17 protein-coding genes are annotated in these 16,525 nt (G+C 69.5%); 4 read left to right on the top strand and 13 right to left on the bottom strand.

Features of this window, described 5'->3' with window-relative positions; all coding sequences use genetic code 11:
• The first annotated feature begins 75 nt into the window (after nt 1–75).
• Complete coding sequence (locus ASD66_RS22690) at nt 76–1,125, top strand: hypothetical protein (RefSeq protein ID WP_156388852.1); 1,050 nt, start codon at nt 76–78, stop codon at nt 1,123–1,125.
• A gap of 10 nt (nt 1,126–1,135) precedes the next feature.
• Here the strand turns inward: ASD66_RS22690 and ASD66_RS22685 are convergent, their stop codons facing one another.
• Nucleotides 1,136–1,846, bottom strand: coding sequence for a DsbA family oxidoreductase (locus tag ASD66_RS22685; protein WP_056892314.1), 711 nt, complete (start codon nt 1,844–1,846; stop codon nt 1,136–1,138).
• A 142-nt stretch (nt 1,847–1,988) separates the two neighbouring features.
• On the opposite strand from ASD66_RS22685, the gene ASD66_RS22680 reads away from it, so the two are divergent.
• From ASD66_RS22680 to ASD66_RS22670, 3 genes are all read left to right on the top strand, one after another.
• Nucleotides 1,989–2,888 carry an ABC transporter ATP-binding protein gene (locus ASD66_RS22680; protein WP_056892313.1) on the top strand — a complete coding sequence of 300 codons (900 nt, stop codon included), beginning with the start codon at nt 1,989–1,991 and terminating at the stop codon, nt 2,886–2,888.
• A complete protein-coding gene (locus tag ASD66_RS22675; RefSeq protein ID WP_056892312.1) occupies nt 2,885–3,691 on the top strand; it encodes an ABC transporter permease in 807 nt (268 codons plus the stop codon). The genes ASD66_RS22680 and ASD66_RS22675 overlap by 4 nt, the downstream gene beginning before the upstream one ends.
• Nucleotides 3,692–3,792: 101 nt before the next feature.
• Nucleotides 3,793–4,632: a hypothetical protein gene (locus tag ASD66_RS22670; protein WP_156388851.1), complete on the top strand. Its 840-nt coding sequence runs from the start codon at nt 3,793–3,795 to the stop codon at nt 4,630–4,632.
• A gap of 21 nt (nt 4,633–4,653) precedes the next feature.
• On the opposite strand, the gene efeB is transcribed toward ASD66_RS22670, so the two are convergent.
• From efeB to ASD66_RS22610, 12 genes are all read right to left on the bottom strand, one after another.
• Entirely contained in the window at nt 4,654–5,913 is a 1,260-nt protein-coding gene (efeB, locus tag ASD66_RS22665) for an iron uptake transporter deferrochelatase/peroxidase subunit (protein WP_056676024.1), read from the bottom strand.
• The gene (efeO, locus tag ASD66_RS22660) at nt 5,910–7,082 is read right to left on the bottom strand and encodes an iron uptake system protein EfeO (RefSeq protein WP_056892310.1); all 1,173 of its coding nucleotides are present in this window, start codon (nt 7,080–7,082) and stop codon (nt 5,910–5,912) included. The genes efeB and efeO overlap by 4 nt, the downstream gene beginning before the upstream one ends.
• 29 nt (nt 7,083–7,111) lie before the next feature.
• The gene (gene efeU, locus ASD66_RS22655; RefSeq protein ID WP_056892309.1) at nt 7,112–7,975 is read right to left on the bottom strand and encodes an iron uptake transporter permease EfeU; all 864 of its coding nucleotides are present in this window, start codon (nt 7,973–7,975) and stop codon (nt 7,112–7,114) included.
• A gap of 211 nt (nt 7,976–8,186) precedes the next feature.
• Nucleotides 8,187–9,212, bottom strand: a complete 1,026-nt coding sequence (gene ilvC / locus ASD66_RS22650; protein ID WP_056676016.1) for a ketol-acid reductoisomerase — start codon at nt 9,210–9,212, stop codon at nt 8,187–8,189.
• A gap of 131 nt (nt 9,213–9,343) precedes the next feature.
• Complete coding sequence (gene ilvN, locus ASD66_RS22645) at nt 9,344–9,883, bottom strand: acetolactate synthase small subunit (protein WP_056676012.1); 540 nt, start codon at nt 9,881–9,883, stop codon at nt 9,344–9,346.
• Entirely contained in the window at nt 9,880–11,640 is a 1,761-nt protein-coding gene (locus ASD66_RS22640; RefSeq protein WP_056892308.1) for an acetolactate synthase large subunit, read from the bottom strand. The genes ilvN and ASD66_RS22640 overlap by 4 nt, the downstream gene beginning before the upstream one ends.
• Before the next feature lie 230 nt (nt 11,641–11,870).
• Nucleotides 11,871–12,173: a 4a-hydroxytetrahydrobiopterin dehydratase gene (locus tag ASD66_RS22635; RefSeq protein ID WP_056892372.1), complete on the bottom strand. Its 303-nt coding sequence runs from the start codon at nt 12,171–12,173 to the stop codon at nt 11,871–11,873.
• A gap of 40 nt (nt 12,174–12,213) precedes the next feature.
• A complete protein-coding gene (locus ASD66_RS22630; RefSeq protein ID WP_056892371.1) occupies nt 12,214–12,915 on the bottom strand; it encodes a GNAT family N-acetyltransferase in 702 nt (233 codons plus the stop codon).
• A gap of 17 nt (nt 12,916–12,932) precedes the next feature.
• On the bottom strand, nt 12,933–13,979 hold the full coding sequence (locus ASD66_RS22625; protein WP_156388850.1) for a S66 peptidase family protein: 1,047 nt from the start codon (nt 13,977–13,979) through the stop codon (nt 12,933–12,935).
• Between the two features lie 55 nt (nt 13,980–14,034).
• The gene (locus tag ASD66_RS22620; RefSeq protein ID WP_056892306.1) at nt 14,035–15,027 is read right to left on the bottom strand and encodes a hypothetical protein; all 993 of its coding nucleotides are present in this window, start codon (nt 15,025–15,027) and stop codon (nt 14,035–14,037) included.
• A complete protein-coding gene (locus ASD66_RS22615; protein WP_056892305.1) occupies nt 15,024–15,440 on the bottom strand; it encodes a VOC family protein in 417 nt (138 codons plus the stop codon). The genes ASD66_RS22620 and ASD66_RS22615 overlap by 4 nt, the downstream gene beginning before the upstream one ends.
• Nucleotides 15,441–15,543: 103 nt before the next feature.
• Entirely contained in the window at nt 15,544–16,518 is a 975-nt protein-coding gene (locus tag ASD66_RS22610; protein WP_235530207.1) for an amidohydrolase family protein, read from the bottom strand.
• Nucleotides 16,519–16,525 lie beyond the last annotated feature (7 nt).

Here is a 16,525-nt window from a genome sequence, read left to right as displayed (position 1 = left end):
ATCGGGTTCGTGGACTGTTTCTCGAAGTGCCGGTCGGTTTGTTTGTCGACGCAGCCCGGGTGGGAGACTTCGACCATGAGTCAAGCCTTCTGCCAGCAGTGCGGCACCCGCCGCGAGAACGACGCGGCCCCCCGCTGCTCCGCCTGTGGGGCGGTCTTCCCGGCCCAGGCCGCGGCTCCTGAGGTGCCCAGCGACGAGGCGCCGACGCGTATCGCCGGCCGTCCGGCGCAGAGCCCGCAGCCGCCGCAACAGGCTTCCACTCCCCCGCCGTCGTACGGCGCACCACAGCCGGGCGCACCACAGCCCGGCGCACCACAGGCCAGCGCACCACAGGCCGGCGCACCACAGCCCGGCGTGCCCACCCCGCCGTACGGCGCACCGCAGGCCGGCGCACCGCAGGGTGGGGCGCAGCAGCCCGGTTACGGCACCGTGCCGCAGCAGGCATGGCAGCAGCAGCAAGGCTTCGGCCAGCAGCAGTGGGGAGCGGCCCCCGGCCAGCCTCAGGGCGGGTCCGGGTCCGGCAAGGGCAAGCTCTGGATCCTGCTCGCCGCGGCCGTGCTCGTCGTCGGCGGCGGGATCACCGCGCTGGTGCTCACCCTCGGCGGAGGAGATGGCGGCGGTGACGACGACAACCTCAGCGACGAGGAACAGATCGAGAACGTCATCACCGACTACAACGACGCCACGCAGAAGCTCGCGTCAGGCGACGCCTCGGCGTGCGACTCCTACCGCGACCTGGTCACCGAGGAGATCAGCGACGACGACCTGCAGGAGTGCCGCGACTCCGTCGACGACAGCGCCTCCAGCGACTCCGGCGACTTCTCCTACGAGATCAAGTACAAGAGCGCGGAGATCGACGGAGACACCGCCGTGGCCACGGTCGAGACGACCAGCAGCTTCGGCGACAGCGACCCCGAGACCAGGACCGAGGACCTGCACCTGCGCAAGGTCGACGGCGACTGGAAGCTCGACTTCGACGCCAGCTCGGGCTCGTCGGACGGCGACTCGAGCGACGCGCCGAGCGACTACTCGACCGAGGACTACGACTACGACGACCCGACCGAGTCGCCGAGCGACTACTCCACCTACGACTACGACGTGCCGTCCGAGTCGCCGTCGAACTGACCGACCAGCGTCAGATGGCGCAGCCGTCGGGCCCACAGGCCTGATCGGCTGCGCCGGCGACCATCTGCAGTGACGGGTGGGAGTTGCTCCAGGCGCGGGTCAGTGCCTGGCTGAAGACCTCGGCGGGCTGTGCGCCCGAGATGCCGTACTTCTCGTCCACCACGAAGAACGGCACCCCGGTCGCGCCGAACGCCCCGGCCTGCGCGACGTCGGCGTGGACCTCGTCGCGGAACTCGTCGCCGGACAGCACGGTGGCCACTCGCGCGGCGTCCAGGCCGACGCCGACCGCGATCTCGGTGAGGGTGGCGTGGTCGGCGACGTTGCGCACCTCGACGAAGTTGGCGGCGAGCAGGGCCTCCTTCAGCTCCCCCTGTACGACGGCGCCCGCGTCGTGCAGCGCCAGGTGGAGCAGCCGGTGCGCGTCGACGGTGTTGACCCGCTGGGTCTGCGAGAGGCGGTAGAGCAGCCCCTCCTCCGCCGCGACGGCCTCGACCTGGTCCATCATCCGCTGTGCGTTCTCGACGCCGCCGCCGTACTTGCGGGCCAGGACGTCGACCGTGCGCTCGACCGGCACCGGCGGCGCGGCCGGGTCCAGCTCGTAGGAGTGCCAGACGACCTCGACCTGGTCGGCATGCTCGAAGCCCTGCAACGCCGTCTCGAGTCGACGCTTGCCGATGTAGCACCACGGACACACGACGTCGGACCACACATCAATTCGCATGCCGGGTCAACGCACCCGCCGAGCCGGGGATTCCCGGACCCGGCGTGAGGCGGGCCTCAGGGTCGAGTCAGGGTCGAGTGGGGGATGAAGCGCCCGGCTTCCCCGATGCGGGCGAGGCCCGTTCACCGCGAGGCTTCTGGCCATGATCACTGTTGACTCACTCACCAAGCGGTACCGCGGATTCACCGCCGTCGACGACGTCTCCTTCGTCGCCCGACCCGGCCGCGTCACGGGGTTCCTCGGGCCCAACGGCGCCGGCAAGTCCACCACCATGCGCGTGATGGTCGGATTGACCGAGGCCACCTCGGGCACCGCCACCATCCAGGGCCAGCCGTTCGCCGAACTGCCCAACCCGGGCCGGCAGGTCGGCGTACTCCTCGACGCCTCGGCCCAGCACGCCGGCCGCACCGGTCGGGAGATCCTGGCCATCGCCCAGCGCACCATGGGCCTGCCGAAGGCAAGGGTCGACGAGATGCTCTCCCTGGTCAGCCTGACCGAGAGCGAGTCGGAGCGCCGGGTGAAGAACTACTCGCTCGGCATGCGCCAGCGCCTCGGCATCGCGACCGCCCTGATCGGCGACCCTGAGGTGCTGATCCTCGACGAGCCGGCCAACGGACTCGACCCGGCCGGCATCCGCTGGATGCGCGACCTGCTGCGGGGGTACGCCAACCAAGGCGGCACGGTGCTGCTCTCCAGCCACCTCCTGCACGAGATCGAGGTGATCGCCGACGACCTCGTGATGATCGGCAACGGCCGCATCGTCGCCGAGGGGACGAAGGCCGAGCTGCTGCACGCCGCGGGCACCACCGTGCGCACCACCGCCGCAGCCGAGCTGGCCCAGGCCCTGCGCAACGCGGGGATCGTGGTCACCCAGTCGAACGACGGCGCACTGCGCACGGACGCGCCCGCCGACCAGGTCGGCCAGATCGCGCTCAACGCCCGGATCGCGCTCACCGAGCTGCGGTCCTCCGACAACGCGGGCCTCGAAGAGATGTTCCTCGAGCTCACCGCCGAGACCCAACGTGAAGGAGCAGCAGCATGACCACGCTGACCCAGGAGGCCCCCGTCGCCTCGGGCACCCGTCCGGCCAAGCACGCGCCCATCCCCCTGTCCCGCATCATGCGCGTCGAGCTGATCAAGATGTTCGACACGCGTTCCGGCTTCTGGCTGATGGCCAGTATCGGCATCGCGGCCGTCCTCGCCACCGCCGCGACGATCATCTTCGCCCCCGAGTCCGAGCTCGACTACGAGGCCTTCGCGACGGCCATCGGCTTCCCCATCGCGATCATCCTGCCGATCATCGGCCTCCTCTCGGTCACGAGTGAGTGGAGCCAGCGCACCGGCCTGACCACGTTCACCCTGCTGCCCAACCGCAGTCTGGTGATCAACGCCAAGCTCCTCGTCGCGGTCGGCATCGGCGTGGTCTCGATGTTCCTGGCGATGGCCATCGGCGCGGTCGGCAACATCGTCGGTACGGCGATCGCCGGCGTGGACACGACGTGGAACGTGAGCGCCTATGAGCTCTCCCTGATCGTGCTGGCCAACGTGCTCGGCATGCTGATCGGCTCGATGCTCGGCGTGCTGATCCGCAACTCCGCCGGCGCCATCGTGGGCTACTTCGTCTACAACGCCCTGCTGCCGACGCTGTTCATGACGCTGGGCAACCTGCAGGAGTGGTTCCGCGACCTGTGGCCGTGGGTCGACTTCGCCTACGCGCAGGGCGCGCTGTTCAACGGCGACCCGAGCGGTGAGGACTGGGCACACCTCGCGGTCACCACCACGATCTGGCTGATCATCCCGCTGGTCGTCGGACTGTTCCTGATCCGCAAGTCCGAGGTGAAGTGACCCTGCGCCTCCAGGTGGCTGGTGGTCGGACCCTCGCCGGGGTCCGGCCGCTCGGCCATCTCCCCTGATTGAGCCGGCTCGAGCTGGGGAAGGATCCGGCCATGAACTCTCCGGTCTGCCCCCGCTGCGGCACTCCCCTGGCCCCGGGCCTCACGGCCTGCGGCCGCTGCGGCCTCCCCCTGGGGCAGGCCGCGCCCCCGGCGTACGGCGCGGTGCCCCCGGGCAACGCCTATCCCCCCGGCCCGCCGGCGTACGGCGTACAGCCCGGGACGCCGGCGCCGGGCGGGAAGCCGCCGCGCAGGCGTGGCCTGGTCGCCGCCGGTGTGATCGGCGCCCTGCTGATCGCCGCAGGCGTGGCCGCGTTGGTCTTCTTCCTGACCCAGGGCGACGACGACAAGGACGACGTGGCCGGTGACGACACGTCGAGCCAGTCGACCGAGGACCCCACCGACGAGCCGACCGATGACCCGAGCACCGAGTCGACCGAGGACCCCACCGACGAGCCGACGGACGACCCGAGCACCGAGTCGACCGAGGACCCGTCCACGGACCCGAGCCCGACCGGCCCGCAGACCTCCGGCACACCCGTGGTGCGCACGCCGCCGACCGGTTCCGACGAGGAGCAGATCCGCCAGCTGGTCCACGACGTCGACACGTGGTTGCAGGCGATCTTCGCCGGCGACTCCGCGCAGTGCGCGAACATGGGCGACTACTTCGTGGACCCCAAGGCCGAGGACATCAAGAGCTGCCGGACCTCGATGGCCCAGCTGGGCAGCGGCGACAACGCCTTCACGTTCTCCCCCGGCGCCATCACCGTGAACGGCGACAAGGGCACCGTGATGATGAAGACCAGCTTCACCTACAACGGCAAGACCGAGAACGACAGCGAGAAGACCGACGTCGTCAAGAAGGACGGCACCTGGTACTTCGTCGAGGACTGACCTCCACGCGTCGTACGTCGGTCAGGCGAACAGCGCCTGGCCGACGTACTCGCCCTTGCCGGCTCCCGGGGGTACGGCGAACAGGGCCGAGCCGGTGAACTTGAGGTACTCCATCAGTGCGTCACTCTGCGCCATCCGGGTCTGCATCGGGATGAACTGGGTGGCCGGGTCACGCACGTAGGCGATGAAGAACAGCCCCGCGTTCAGGCCACCGAGCGCATCGCTGCCGTCGACGAAGTTGTAGCCGCGGCGCAGCATCCGGACCCCGTCGTTCTGCTCGGGGTGCACGACGCGGACGTGGGCGTCGACCGGGATGATCGGGCCGCCGCGGCCGGGCATCTTGAAGTCGGGGTCGCTGAACTCCTCGCCACCCGAGAGTGGCGCGCCGGACTCCTTGGTGCGGCCGATGAACATCTGCTGGTCGCCCAGCGACTGCCGGTCCCAGGTCTCGATGCGCATGTTGATCCTGCGCGCGACGAGGTAGGAACCGCCGGCCAGCCAACCCGACTTCGCGTCGTCGGTGTCGGAGACCCAGATGTGCTCGTCGAGCGCCTTGGCCTCCTCTGCCTTCACGTTGGCGGTGCCGTCCTTGAAACCGAACAGGTTGCGCGGCGTCTCCTGCGACGTCGAGGTGCTCGACGTACGGCCGAAGCCGAGCTGCGACCAGCGCACCGAGACCGTGCCGAACCCGATGCGCGCGAGATTGCGGATCGCGTGCACGGCGACCTGCGGGTCGTCCGCGCAGGCCTGGACGCAGAGGTCGCCCCCGGAGCGCTCGGGGTCGAGGGCGTCGGCCGGGAAGTGCGGCAGCGGCTCGAGTGACGCGGGCTGCTGGTCGGCGATGCCGAAGCGGTCCTTGCCCTTGGCGTCGCGGAAGAGGGTGGGCCCGAACCCGAACGTGAGGGTGAGCTTCGAGGGCGGCAACCCGATCGCCTCGCCGGTGTCGTCGGGCGGCAGGTCGGTGTCGCCCTCCGTCGGACCGACGGGTCCGGCCGAGCCGCCGGCCATCATGCGCTCGGCCGCCTCGGTCCAGGCGGTCAGCAGCGCGATGAGTGCGTCGCGGTCGTCGGTGACGACGTCGAACGCGGCGAAGTGCAGGCGGTCCTGGGCAGGCGTGGTGATGCCCGGCTGGTGGGCGCCACGCAGGGCGTAGGCGTGCGGTCCGGCGGTCTGGCTGGTGTCGGTCTCGAGGGCCTGGGCCGCGGCGAGGCCGCCGGCCACACCCACGACTGCCGCACCCCCCGTGAAGAGGGTGCGCCGAGAGACGATGGGCTGCTTCATGACCGGGACAGGATCGTGCCCGTCAGCTTCGAGAGGGGCTCGGCAAGGGCCTCGACTGCGACCTTGAGCGCCTTGATCTCGGGCTGCGTGAGCTCGTTGTAGTAGGTGAAACCGGAGTCGGTCCTCTGCGCGTCGAGGAGCTTCTGCAACGCGGCGAACCGGTCGGTCAGCGTCTTCGAGAGGGCGGCGTCCTTGGTCTCGAGCAGCGGCTTGACGCCCTCGAAGGCGACGCGTGCGCCGTCGACGTTGGCCTGGAAGTCCCACAGGTCGGTGCGCGACCAGAACTCCTCCTCGCCGGTGACCTTGCCCTCGGCCACCTCTTCGAGGAGACCGGTGGCACCGTTGGCGATGCCGTCGATCGTGAAGCTGAGATCGCCGTCGACCTTCGTGTCCAGCGTCTTGGTGTTCTTGAGCAGGTCGTCGGCGTAGAACGCGCGCTGCTTGGGCGTCATGGCCTTGTAGCCCTCGGCCCGGGCCGGCCAGAGGTCCTTCTCGATCCGGTGCCAGCCGGTGAAGTCGTCACCCTCGGCCACGTCGGCCTCGCGGAGGTCCATCTTCGGGTCGAGGTCACCGAACGACTCGGCCACCGGCTCGATGCGCTCCCAGTGCACGCGCGCGTCGGCGTACAGGGCCCGCGCCTCGTCGTCCTTGCCCGCCTTGTAGAGGTTGACGAACTGGGTGGTCTTGGTGAGCAACTGGTCGGTCTGGTCCTGCACGTAGGCGAGGTAGTTGGCGTTGGCCGTGTCGACCAGCGCCTGCTCGTCCTCGGTGACCTCGACCTTCTCCTCGGAGGCGGTGACCGCGAAGTCGGAGCGGATGCCGTCGCCCTTCATGCCCGGCTTGCAGGCGGTGACGTACTTCCCCTCGGGCACCTGCACGGTGAGGCGGCTGTCGAGGTTCTCCCCGATGTTCTCGACCTCACCGATGATGCGCAGGCCGTCTTCGGCGAGCAGGTAGAACTCGGTGACCTGCTTGCCGGCGTTGGTGACGTCGAAGGTCAGCGTCCCCGCGGGCGCCTCGACCTTCGAGACGTCGCAGCCGTCCTCGGTGGAGACCACCTGGATGGAACGCGGGTTGCCCTCGTCGGGCTCCGTGTTCTCCGTGCACGAGGCCACCAGCGGTGCGGCCACGAGCAGGGGGACCAGAACGGCCAGTCTTCTGTTGCGCATCGTCGTCCTTCTGTGGAGTGGGGTGGTGCTCAGGACGCTGCCACCGTGGCGGCGTCCTTGGGGGCGGTACGCCGGCGGGCACCGCGGAGGAAGAGGGTCATCACCGGGACCAGGTAGAGCACCCACACCGCACCCTCGAGCTTGGTGGTGGCCATCGAGATGTTGAAGACGCCCTTGATCAGCGTGCCGAGCCAGCCGGCCGGGTCGATCGTGTCGGAGACGTCGAAGAGCAGGTCGTGCAGTCCCGGCAGGAAGCGCGCCTCCTGCAGGTCGTGCACGCCATAGGCGAGTACGCCGGCGGCGACGACGATCAGGAACGCACCGGTCCAGGTGAAGAACTTGCTCAGGTTGATGCTGATCGCACCGCGGTAGATGAGGTAGCCGAGGACGATCGCGGTGAGGATTCCCAGCGCGGCACCGAGCAACGGCTCCCAGGTGGGGGTCACCGAGCCGACCTCTTCACGGGTGCCGGCCTGGGTGGCCGCCCAGATGAAGAGCGCCGTCTCCAGGCCTTCGCGACCGACCGCGAACATCGCCACGATGACCAGGCCCCAACGACTGCCCTCGGCGGCCTCGTCGATCTGGCCCCGCAGCTCGCCGCCGAGCCCGCGGGCGGCACGGGCCATCCAGAAGACCATCCACGTCACGAAGCCGACCGCGATGATCGAGAGGGTGCCGCCGATGAACTCCTGCGCCTCGAAGGTCAGCCCGCGGGGGCCGTAGGTCAGCAGGGCGCCGAAGCAGAGCGAGATCAGGACGGCGATGCCGACACCGGCCCAGATGCGGGGCAGCAGGTTCGTCCGGCCGGACTTGACGAGGTACGCGACCAGGATGCTGACCACGAGGGCCGCCTCGAGGCCTTCGCGCAAGCCGATCAGGTAGTTGGAGAGCACGGACGCAGAATACGCCTGCTCGTTAGGAGTGCCTAACCTTGGTCGAGGAGCGAAACAGGAACGTGCGACTCCTCATCGCGAACCGTGGATTCTTGCGCCTCGAACCGTGGGTTCTTGACGTACGTCGTCCTCGACCGGATCAACAATCCGGTGTTCGGACATCAAGAACCCACGGTTGGCGCATCAAGAGCACGCGGTTGGCGCAGGAGGGTCAGCGTGCTGCGGAACCCTCGGTGTAGTCGTCGTCCGCCTGCGACCAGGCGAACTGGGCGCGCAGGGTCTTGCCGGTGGCCTCGATCGGGTGACCGGCCTCCTTCTCGCGCAGCTCGTTGAACTCCTTGGCGCCGTTGTCCTGGTCGTCGATGAACCGCTGCGCGAACGCGCCACTCTGGATGTCGGCCAGGATCGCCTTCATCGACTCCTTGACGTCGGGCGACACGACCCGCGGGCCGCTGACGTAGTCGCCGTACTCGGCGGTGTCTGAGATCGACCAGCGCTGCTTGGCGATGCCGCCCTCCCACATCAGGTCGACGATCAGCTTGAGCTCGTGGAGCACCTCGAAGTAGGCGATCTCGGGCTGGTAGCCGGCCTCGGTCAGGGTCTCGAAGCCCGCCTGCACGAGGTGCGACATGCCGCCACAGAGCACGGCCTGCTCACCGAACAGGTCGGTCTCGGTCTCCTCGGTGAAGGTGGTCTTGATGACGCCGGCGCGGGTGCCGCCGATGGCCTTGGCGTAGGACTTCGCGAGGTCCCAGGCATTGCCGGAGGCGTCCTGCTCGACCGCGATGATGTCGGGGATGCCGCGACCCGCGACGTACTCACGACGCACGGTGTGACCCGGCGCCTTGGGCGCGACCATGATCACGTCGACGCCGGCCGGCGCCTTGATGTAGCCGAAGCGGATGTTGAAGCCGTGGCCGAAGACCAGGGTGTCGCCCTCGGTGAGGTGCGGCTCGATCTCCTCGGCGTACAGCTTGCGCTGGTGCTGGTCGGGGGCGAGGATCACGACGACGTCGGACTCCTCGACGGCCTCGGCGGGGGTCAGCACGCGCAGGCCCTCGTCCTCCGCCTTGGCGCGGCTCTTGGAGCCGGGCTGCAGGCCAATGCGCACGTCGACGCCCGAGTCGCGCAGGTTGAGCGCGTGCGCGTGGCCCTGGCTGCCGTAGCCGATGACCGCGACATTCTTGCCCTGGATCAGGGACAGGTCGGCGTCGTCGTCGTAGTACATCTCAGCCACTGGGGCTCTCCTTCAGGTTGGTGTTGAGCTTGGATCTTGGGGACTTGTGCGGTGGTGTTGACGGTGGTGCGGTGTCATGACGCGTGTGGAGCGACCGTAACCCCGCGTTACACCGGGCGGGGACGGGTGGTTCAGACGGCCGGCGGCGGGGCCGGTACGGCGACCGGGCGCAGGTTGCGCTCGGAGATCGAGCGCGAGCCCCGACCGATGGCGACCATGCCGGACTGCACGATCTCACGGACCCCGAACGGCTCGAGGACCCGCAGGAAGTCGCCCAGCTTGTCGGCATTGCCGGTGACCTGGATGGTCAGGGCGTCGGTGGCGACGTCGACCACCTTGGCCTTGAACAGCTGGACGGCGTCGAGGACCTGGCCGCGCGTCTCGGCGTCGGCGCGGACCTTGACCAGCAGCAGCTCGCGGCTGATCGAGGACGAGCCGTCGAGCTCGACGATCTTGATCACCTCGATCAGCTTGTTGAGCTGCTTGGTGACCTGCTCGAGCGGGCTCTCGTCGACCGAGACCACGATCGTCATGCGGGACACGTCGGGACTCTCGGTCGGGCCGACCGCGAGGCTGTCGATGTTGAAGCCGCGGCGGCTGAAGAGGCCGGCGATCCGGGCCAGGACGCCCGGCTTGTTCTCGACCAGGACGGACAGGGTGTGCTTGCTCACAGGTCATCCTCATCGAACTGGGGAGCCAGGTCCCGGGCGTACTTGATCTCGTCGTTGCTGGTGCCGGCGGCCACCATCGGCCACACCATGGCGTCGCGGTGGACCCGGAAGTCGACGACGACCGGCTGGTCGTCGATCGACATCGCCTTCTCGATCGTGGCGTCCACGTCGTCGGGCGAGTCGCAGGCCAGGCCGACACAGCCGTAGGCGTCTGCGAGCTTCACGAAGTCGGGGATCCGCTTGCTGTGCAGGTCGGTGTTGGAGTAGCGCTCGTTGTAGAACAACGTCTGCCACTGGCGCACCATGCCGAGCGACTCGTTGTTGATCACCGCCACCTTGATCGGGATGTCGTTGATCGCGCAGGTGGCCAGCTCCTGGTTGGTCATCTGGAAGCACCCGTCGCCGTCGATCGCCCAGACGGTGCTGTCGGGCATGCCGACCTTGGCCCCCATGGCGGCAGGCACCGCGAAGCCCATGGTGCCGAGGCCCCCGGAGTTGAGCCAGGTGTTCGGGTTCTCGTAGCCGACGAAGTGGGCGGCCCACATCTGGTGCTGCCCGACCCCCGAGCAGTAGATCGCCTCGGGCCCGGCGATCCTGCCCAGGCGCTCGAGGACGTACTGCGGGGCGAGGGCGCCGTTCGGCGGGGTGTCGTAGGCCAGCGGGTACTGCTTCTTGATGCCGGCCAGGAACGCGACCCAGGCCTCGTAGTCGCCACGGTTGCCCTGCTCCGCCTCGGCGTTGAGCGCGATGATCAGGTCGGCGATCACCTCGCGGCAGTCACCCACGATCGGCACGTCGGCGTGGCGGTTCTTGCCGATCTCGGCCGGGTCGATGTCGGCGTGGATCACCTTGGCGCCGGGTGCGAACGAGTCGAGGTTGCCGGTCACCCGGTCGTCGAAGCGGGCACCCAGGCTGATGATCAGGTCGCTCTTCTGCAGGCCGGCCACCGCCGCAACGGTGCCGTGCATGCCGGGCATGCCGAGGTGCTGCACGTGGCTGTCGGGGAACGCTCCCCGGGCCATCAACGTGGTCACGACGGGCATGCCGGTCGCCTCGGCCAGCACGCGCAGCTCCTTGGAGGCACCTGCGCGGATCACGCCGCCGCCGACGTACAGCACCGGGCGACGAGCCTCGAGGATCAGCTTGGAGGCCTCACGGATCTGCTTGCTGTGCGGCCGGGTCACCGGGCGGTAGCCGGGCAGGTTCAGCTCGGTCGGCCACTGGAACGTGGTCATCGCCTGCAGCGCGGACTTGGCCACGTCGACCAGGACCGGGCCGGGGCGACCGGTCGAGGCGATGTGGAACGCCTCGGCCACGGTCTGCGGGATCTGGGCCGGGTCGGTGATCAGGAAGTTGTGCTTGGTGATCGGCATCGTGATGCCGCGGATGTCGGCTTCCTGGAAGGCGTCGGTGCCGATCTGCGCGGCGCCGACCTGTCCGGTCACCGCGACCATCGGCAGCGAGTCCATGTGCGCGTCGGCGATCGGGGTGACCAGGTTGGTCGCACCCGGGCCGGAGGTCGCCATGCAGACGCCGACCTTGCCCGTGGCCGCGGCGTACCCCTGCGCAGCGTGGCCGGCACCCTGCTCGTGGCGTACGAGGATGTGGCGGATCTTGCTGTCGAAGAGCGGGTCGTACGCCGGGAGGATCGCGCCTCCCGGAATGCCGAAGATGTTCTCGACGCCCGCGCTCTCCAGCGACTTGATCAGGCTCTGGGCACCGGTGACCTGTGCCCCGGTCTCGCCCTGCTCGCTCATCCTTGCTTCCTGTCCTCATGGGTTCGACTGCAACAAAAAACCCCCCGGCCGGTTTCGGCAACGAGGGGATGACGCGTGGGCGATGAGACCTGTGTGGTCTCAACTCACGCGTCGCGTGCATACAAGAAGGTCCTTGCGCATGCGCCTACGTTCGCTGCCGACGCCCGCCGGCGTCAACCAAGTACAACAGTAATCCCACATCGTGGTACCCGAGTCCCAGCATATGGCGCTCAGGGCGACGCGCGTACGCCGGCCTCCGTCGCGAGCTCGTCGATGCGTCGGGCCAGGGTGAGATCACGCCCGGTGATGCCACCGACGTCGTGGCTGGTCAGGTGCACCTCCACCCGCCCCCAGCCGAGCTCGAGGTCGGGGTGGTGGTTCAGCTCCTCGGCGACCGCGCCGATCGCGTCGACCAGCGCCAGTGCCTTGGCGAAGTCGCCGGTGTCGAACCGGACGTGGAGTGCGTCGTCGTGCGTGGTCCAGCCGGTGAGTCCTGCATCGAGCACCTGCTGATCAGTCAGCTTCTCGCTCATGGTGCCCAGCATGCCACTCGGGAGGGCACCGGCGGGAGACTCACCCGGCTGCGCGGATCTCCCCCAGCGTGCGCACCTGCCGGCCGCCGTCGTGGTTGGCCGGGTCGAGCCAGGCGAGGTACGCCGACTCGAGCGCGGGCCACTCACCGTCGGTGATCGAGAACCAGTCGGTGTCGCGGCTGCGGCCCTTGTAGACCAGCGCCTGGCGGAAGCGTCCCTCGTAGGTGAAACCGAGTCGGGCGGCAGCCTTCCGCGAAGGTTCGTTGAGCGCGTCGCACTTCCACTCGTAGCGCCGGTAGCCGAGCGAGAACACGTGCCGGGCCAGCAGGAACTGCGCCTCGGTGGCCGCCGTCGTGCGTTGCAGGCGACGGCCCAGCACGATCCACCCGATCTCGACCGAGCCGTTGGCCTGGTCGATGCGCATCAGGCTGAGCATGCCGGCGGCCACGCCCGAGCCGTCGCGCACCACGACCGTCACCGAGTCGGTCGCCTCCGACCGCGCTTCGACGTGTGCGGCGAAGTCGGCCCGGTCGAGCGGCTTCTCACGTGGGAGGTAGGTCCACAGCGAGTCGTCGTCGGGCCCGCACAGCTCGTCGTACAGCTCGTCGGCGTGCTCGGGCAGCAAGGGCTCGACCCGGCACCAGCGGCCCTTCAGGACCGCGACGTCCGGGAAGGGGCACCCGTGCCAGTCGGGCACCGGAGGCCCGACGGGCTGCTCGTCGTTGCCCTTCACATCGCTCACGATCTCGACACTAGTGATCACGCAAGGGTCTGCGACACCTCGCCCTGGCCGTTGTGGACGACGATGCGGGTGTCGGCACCGTTGACCAACGGCATGAACGGTGCGACGTGGCCGCAGTCGACGTCGAGCACGACGGGGATGTCGAGGCCGCCGAGCGCGTCGGCGACGGCGTCGTGCTGGGTGAAGTCGCCCGACGCAGGTGCCGGGGTGCGGCCGATCAGGATCGCCGACGCCTCGTCGAACCAGCCCGCCAGCCGGAAGCCGTGGAGGATGCGGGCCACGTCGTAGGCACCGAAGTCGCAGGCCTCGAGATAGACGACCAGCCCGTCGTCGGCATGGTCGCGCCCGAAGCCGGCGACGTCGGCGTACGGCGTGCCGGAGATCGCGCCCAGCGTCTCGACGCAGCCGCCGATCAGCCGGCCACCCACCTCGAGGTTGCCACCACCGAGCACGCTCCACCCGCCCTCCCCGTCGAGGTCGAAGGTGTTCACCCCCGGGTTGCCGACGTAGTCGCCGTGCGCGGCCGTGCGGTAGCGCCCCGGGCTGCGCTGCACCACGGGCCCGTTCGCTGCGGCGACGTCGGTCCAGTGCAACAGCCCTTCCGGCGGGGTGTACGGCGAGTCCATCAGGTTGGCACCGTGCAGGGTGGCCCAACCAGAACGCAGGGTCAGCGGCAGCATCACCGTGGTCATGTCGGAGTAGCCCACCAACCACGTGGGCTCGGCCGCGGCGAGGGCGTCCCAGTCGACCAGGTCGAGCAGGTCGATCGCCAGCTCGCCGCCCCACGGCGGCGCCACCGCACGGATCTCCGGGTCGAGCAGCATCGCGGTCAGCTCGTCGGCGCGCTGCTGCTTGGGCGCCGAGACGTGCCGGTCGCCGGACATGCACTCGCCGACGCGTACGTCGTACCCGCGCCGGCGCAGGTCGGCCAGGGCGACCTCGAGCCGAGGCTGCATACGAGCGTCGACGCCGCTCGAGGGCGAGGTCACCCCGATCAGGTCGCCGGGCTTCAACGGGCGCGGGAACTGCAGCTGCGGACGGCGTGTGTCAGGGACGGAAGGCATGCGCGCCAGCATGTCACCGCGGTGGTCGGCGGGGCCACCGAGTAAACCGCGGCGGCTACTGGAAGCTGACGAACTGCACGCGCGGCCGGATCCGCAGCACCTTGGCGGCCGACATACGGCGGATGTCTTCGTCGTAGAACAGCTTGAAGCCCATGTGGAACTGCTTCGCCCTCGCCACATGGAGGTAGGTCGACATCTTCTGGCCCGGCGTACCGAAGCCGTCGACGTGCTGCACCATCGCCAGGTGCGGGCGGGCCCTGACCCGGTCGATGCCGCGGATCATCTCCCGGCGGAACTGGTGGAGCATGAAGATCTTCTGCGGCAGGCGTTCACGACGGACCAGCCCCTCGAGCCAGGCCGAGGTGCGGTTCACCTCGCTCGCGTTGACCGACCCGATGCGACGACCCGGCACGTCTCCACGGCCCATCCGCCACTCGGGGTCGAGCGCGAGGCCGACCCACGGGTGCTTGAGCGCCCACTCCCAGCGCTTGGCGACCTTCAGGAAGTCGCTGCGGCCGGTCTGCAGGTCGAGCACGAGCATCACCTTGTGGCGGCGGGCCGCGCGCACGTACTCGGCCACCGCGGAGTGGTCGATGTCGTGGCTGAAGTCCCGGCCCGGCCCGGGGTGTCCGTCGGCCACGGTCACGATCAGCTCCATCACCGGCACGGCCGGCTTGCCGGGGCGGTCGAACGGCCGGGCCGCTCGGCGTACCCGCCGGATGGCCTGCTCGGGCGAGGTCTCCCCCAGCACGCCGAGCACGGGCGTGCCGGCCGTGCCGTAGTAGGCCACCAGCATCCGGCCGTCGAAGACCCTGGTGCCCCCGTGCGGGAGCGCCGGGATCGTGGGCAGCTTCGCGATGACGGGTGCGGAGCCACTGTCCTTGCCGGGTTCGGCGCCCGGCTCGGCGGCGGCCCCGGCCACCGCGATCTCCGACACGTCACCGGCGTCCGTGCCCGGGTGGCCGACGATGCCGGCGGTCAGGACGAGGACCACCAGGCCCGCGAGCACACCGAGGATCGCGTGCCTGGGCGCGATCGTCTCCCTCACGGCAGGACCAGGTCCGCGACGGCGCCCGGGTTGAAGGCGATCTCCCACCGGAAGCCGTCAGGGTCGCCGAAGTAGCCGGTGTAGCCACCCCAGTCGCGTTCGACCGCGTCGCTGACCGGATCGGCGCCGGCCGCACGCGCGGTGGCCAGCACAGCGTCGACCTCGTCGCGGGTGGCCACGTTGTGGGCCAGGGTCAGTGGCGCCACGCCGTCACCGCGCCGGATCGGGCCGACCTCGGCCTCGAACTCGGCCTCGGCCCACAGGGAGAGCAGGAGGTGCTCCCCCGCCTTGATCATCAGCACCTCACCGGGCACGTCCATCTCGGCGGTCCAGCTGAGGCCGTCGAGGTAGAACGCCCGGGTGGCGTCGAGGTCGGCCACTGCGAGGGTGACGAGGCTGATCCGCTGGTCCAATGCACTGCTCCCCGTTGGTGACGATTGCGCTGTTCGAACTGTTTCACGCGCCACCGTGCCACGAGGTTGCCCCGCGCCGGGAATCCGACGATTGCAAGACAGGTCAGGGCAGCCCGAGGAATCGCTCGGCGTTGCCGTGGAGGATCGCCGCCCGGTCGGGGTCGGTCAGGAAGTCGGCGCGGTGCACCACCTCGCCGACCGGCCGTTCGCCCAGTGGGTAGGGGTAGTCGCTGCCGAGCATCACCTGCGAGGCACCCAGGGTGTCGACCAGCAACCGCAGCGCCGCGGGCTCGAAGACCACGGAGTCGACGCTGAACCGGTCGACGTACGACGAGGGCGGCAGCTCGGACTTCGCGACCAGGTCGCCCCGGCGGTGCCAGGCGTTCTCGAGGCGTCCCAGCCAGAACGCGAAGGAGCCACCGCCGTGCGCGAAGCAGATCCGCAGCGAGTCGGGCAGTCGGTCGAATGCGCCGCCGAGGATCATCGCCAGCACGGACAGGTGGGTCTCGGCCGGCATCCCGGTCAACCACCGGGCCATCCACCGGTCGAGGCGCGGCGACTCGGGCATGTCCCACGGGTGCACGAACACCGGCATGTCGATCGAGGCCGCGTGCTGCAGGAACGTCACGACCCCTTCGTCGTCGAGGTCGCGGTCTCCCACGTGGTTGCCGATCTCGACCCCGAGGTGGCCCGAGTCCCGGCAGCGGTCGAGCTCGCGGCAGGCCTCGTCGGTGTCCTGCAGCGGCACCTGTGCGAACGGCAGCAGCCTCCCCGCGGACGGCGCACAGATCTCGAGGGCCAGGTCGTTGAAGATGCGGGCCACCTTCGCCGCCTCGGCGCCCGGCAGGTCGTAGCCGAAGAACAGCGGGGTCGGCGAGACCACCTGCTTCGCGACGCCGTCGGAATCCATGTCAGCCACGCGTACGTCGGCGTCCCAGGCGTTCGACCAGACCGGCCGGAACTCCGTCGAGCCGACCATGATCATCGCCGCACGCTCGGAGTCGACCCGCAGCCACGGCCGCCCCTCACCCAGGTCCGGCCAACCCGCGGGCACGTAGTGGGTGTGGACGTCGATCACGCCCGGC

Source organism: Nocardioides sp. Root151, assembly GCF_001427925.1.
Lineage (GTDB): Bacteria > Actinomycetota > Actinomycetes > Propionibacteriales > Nocardioidaceae > Nocardioides.
This window is presented reverse-complemented; position numbering and strand designations above follow the sequence as displayed.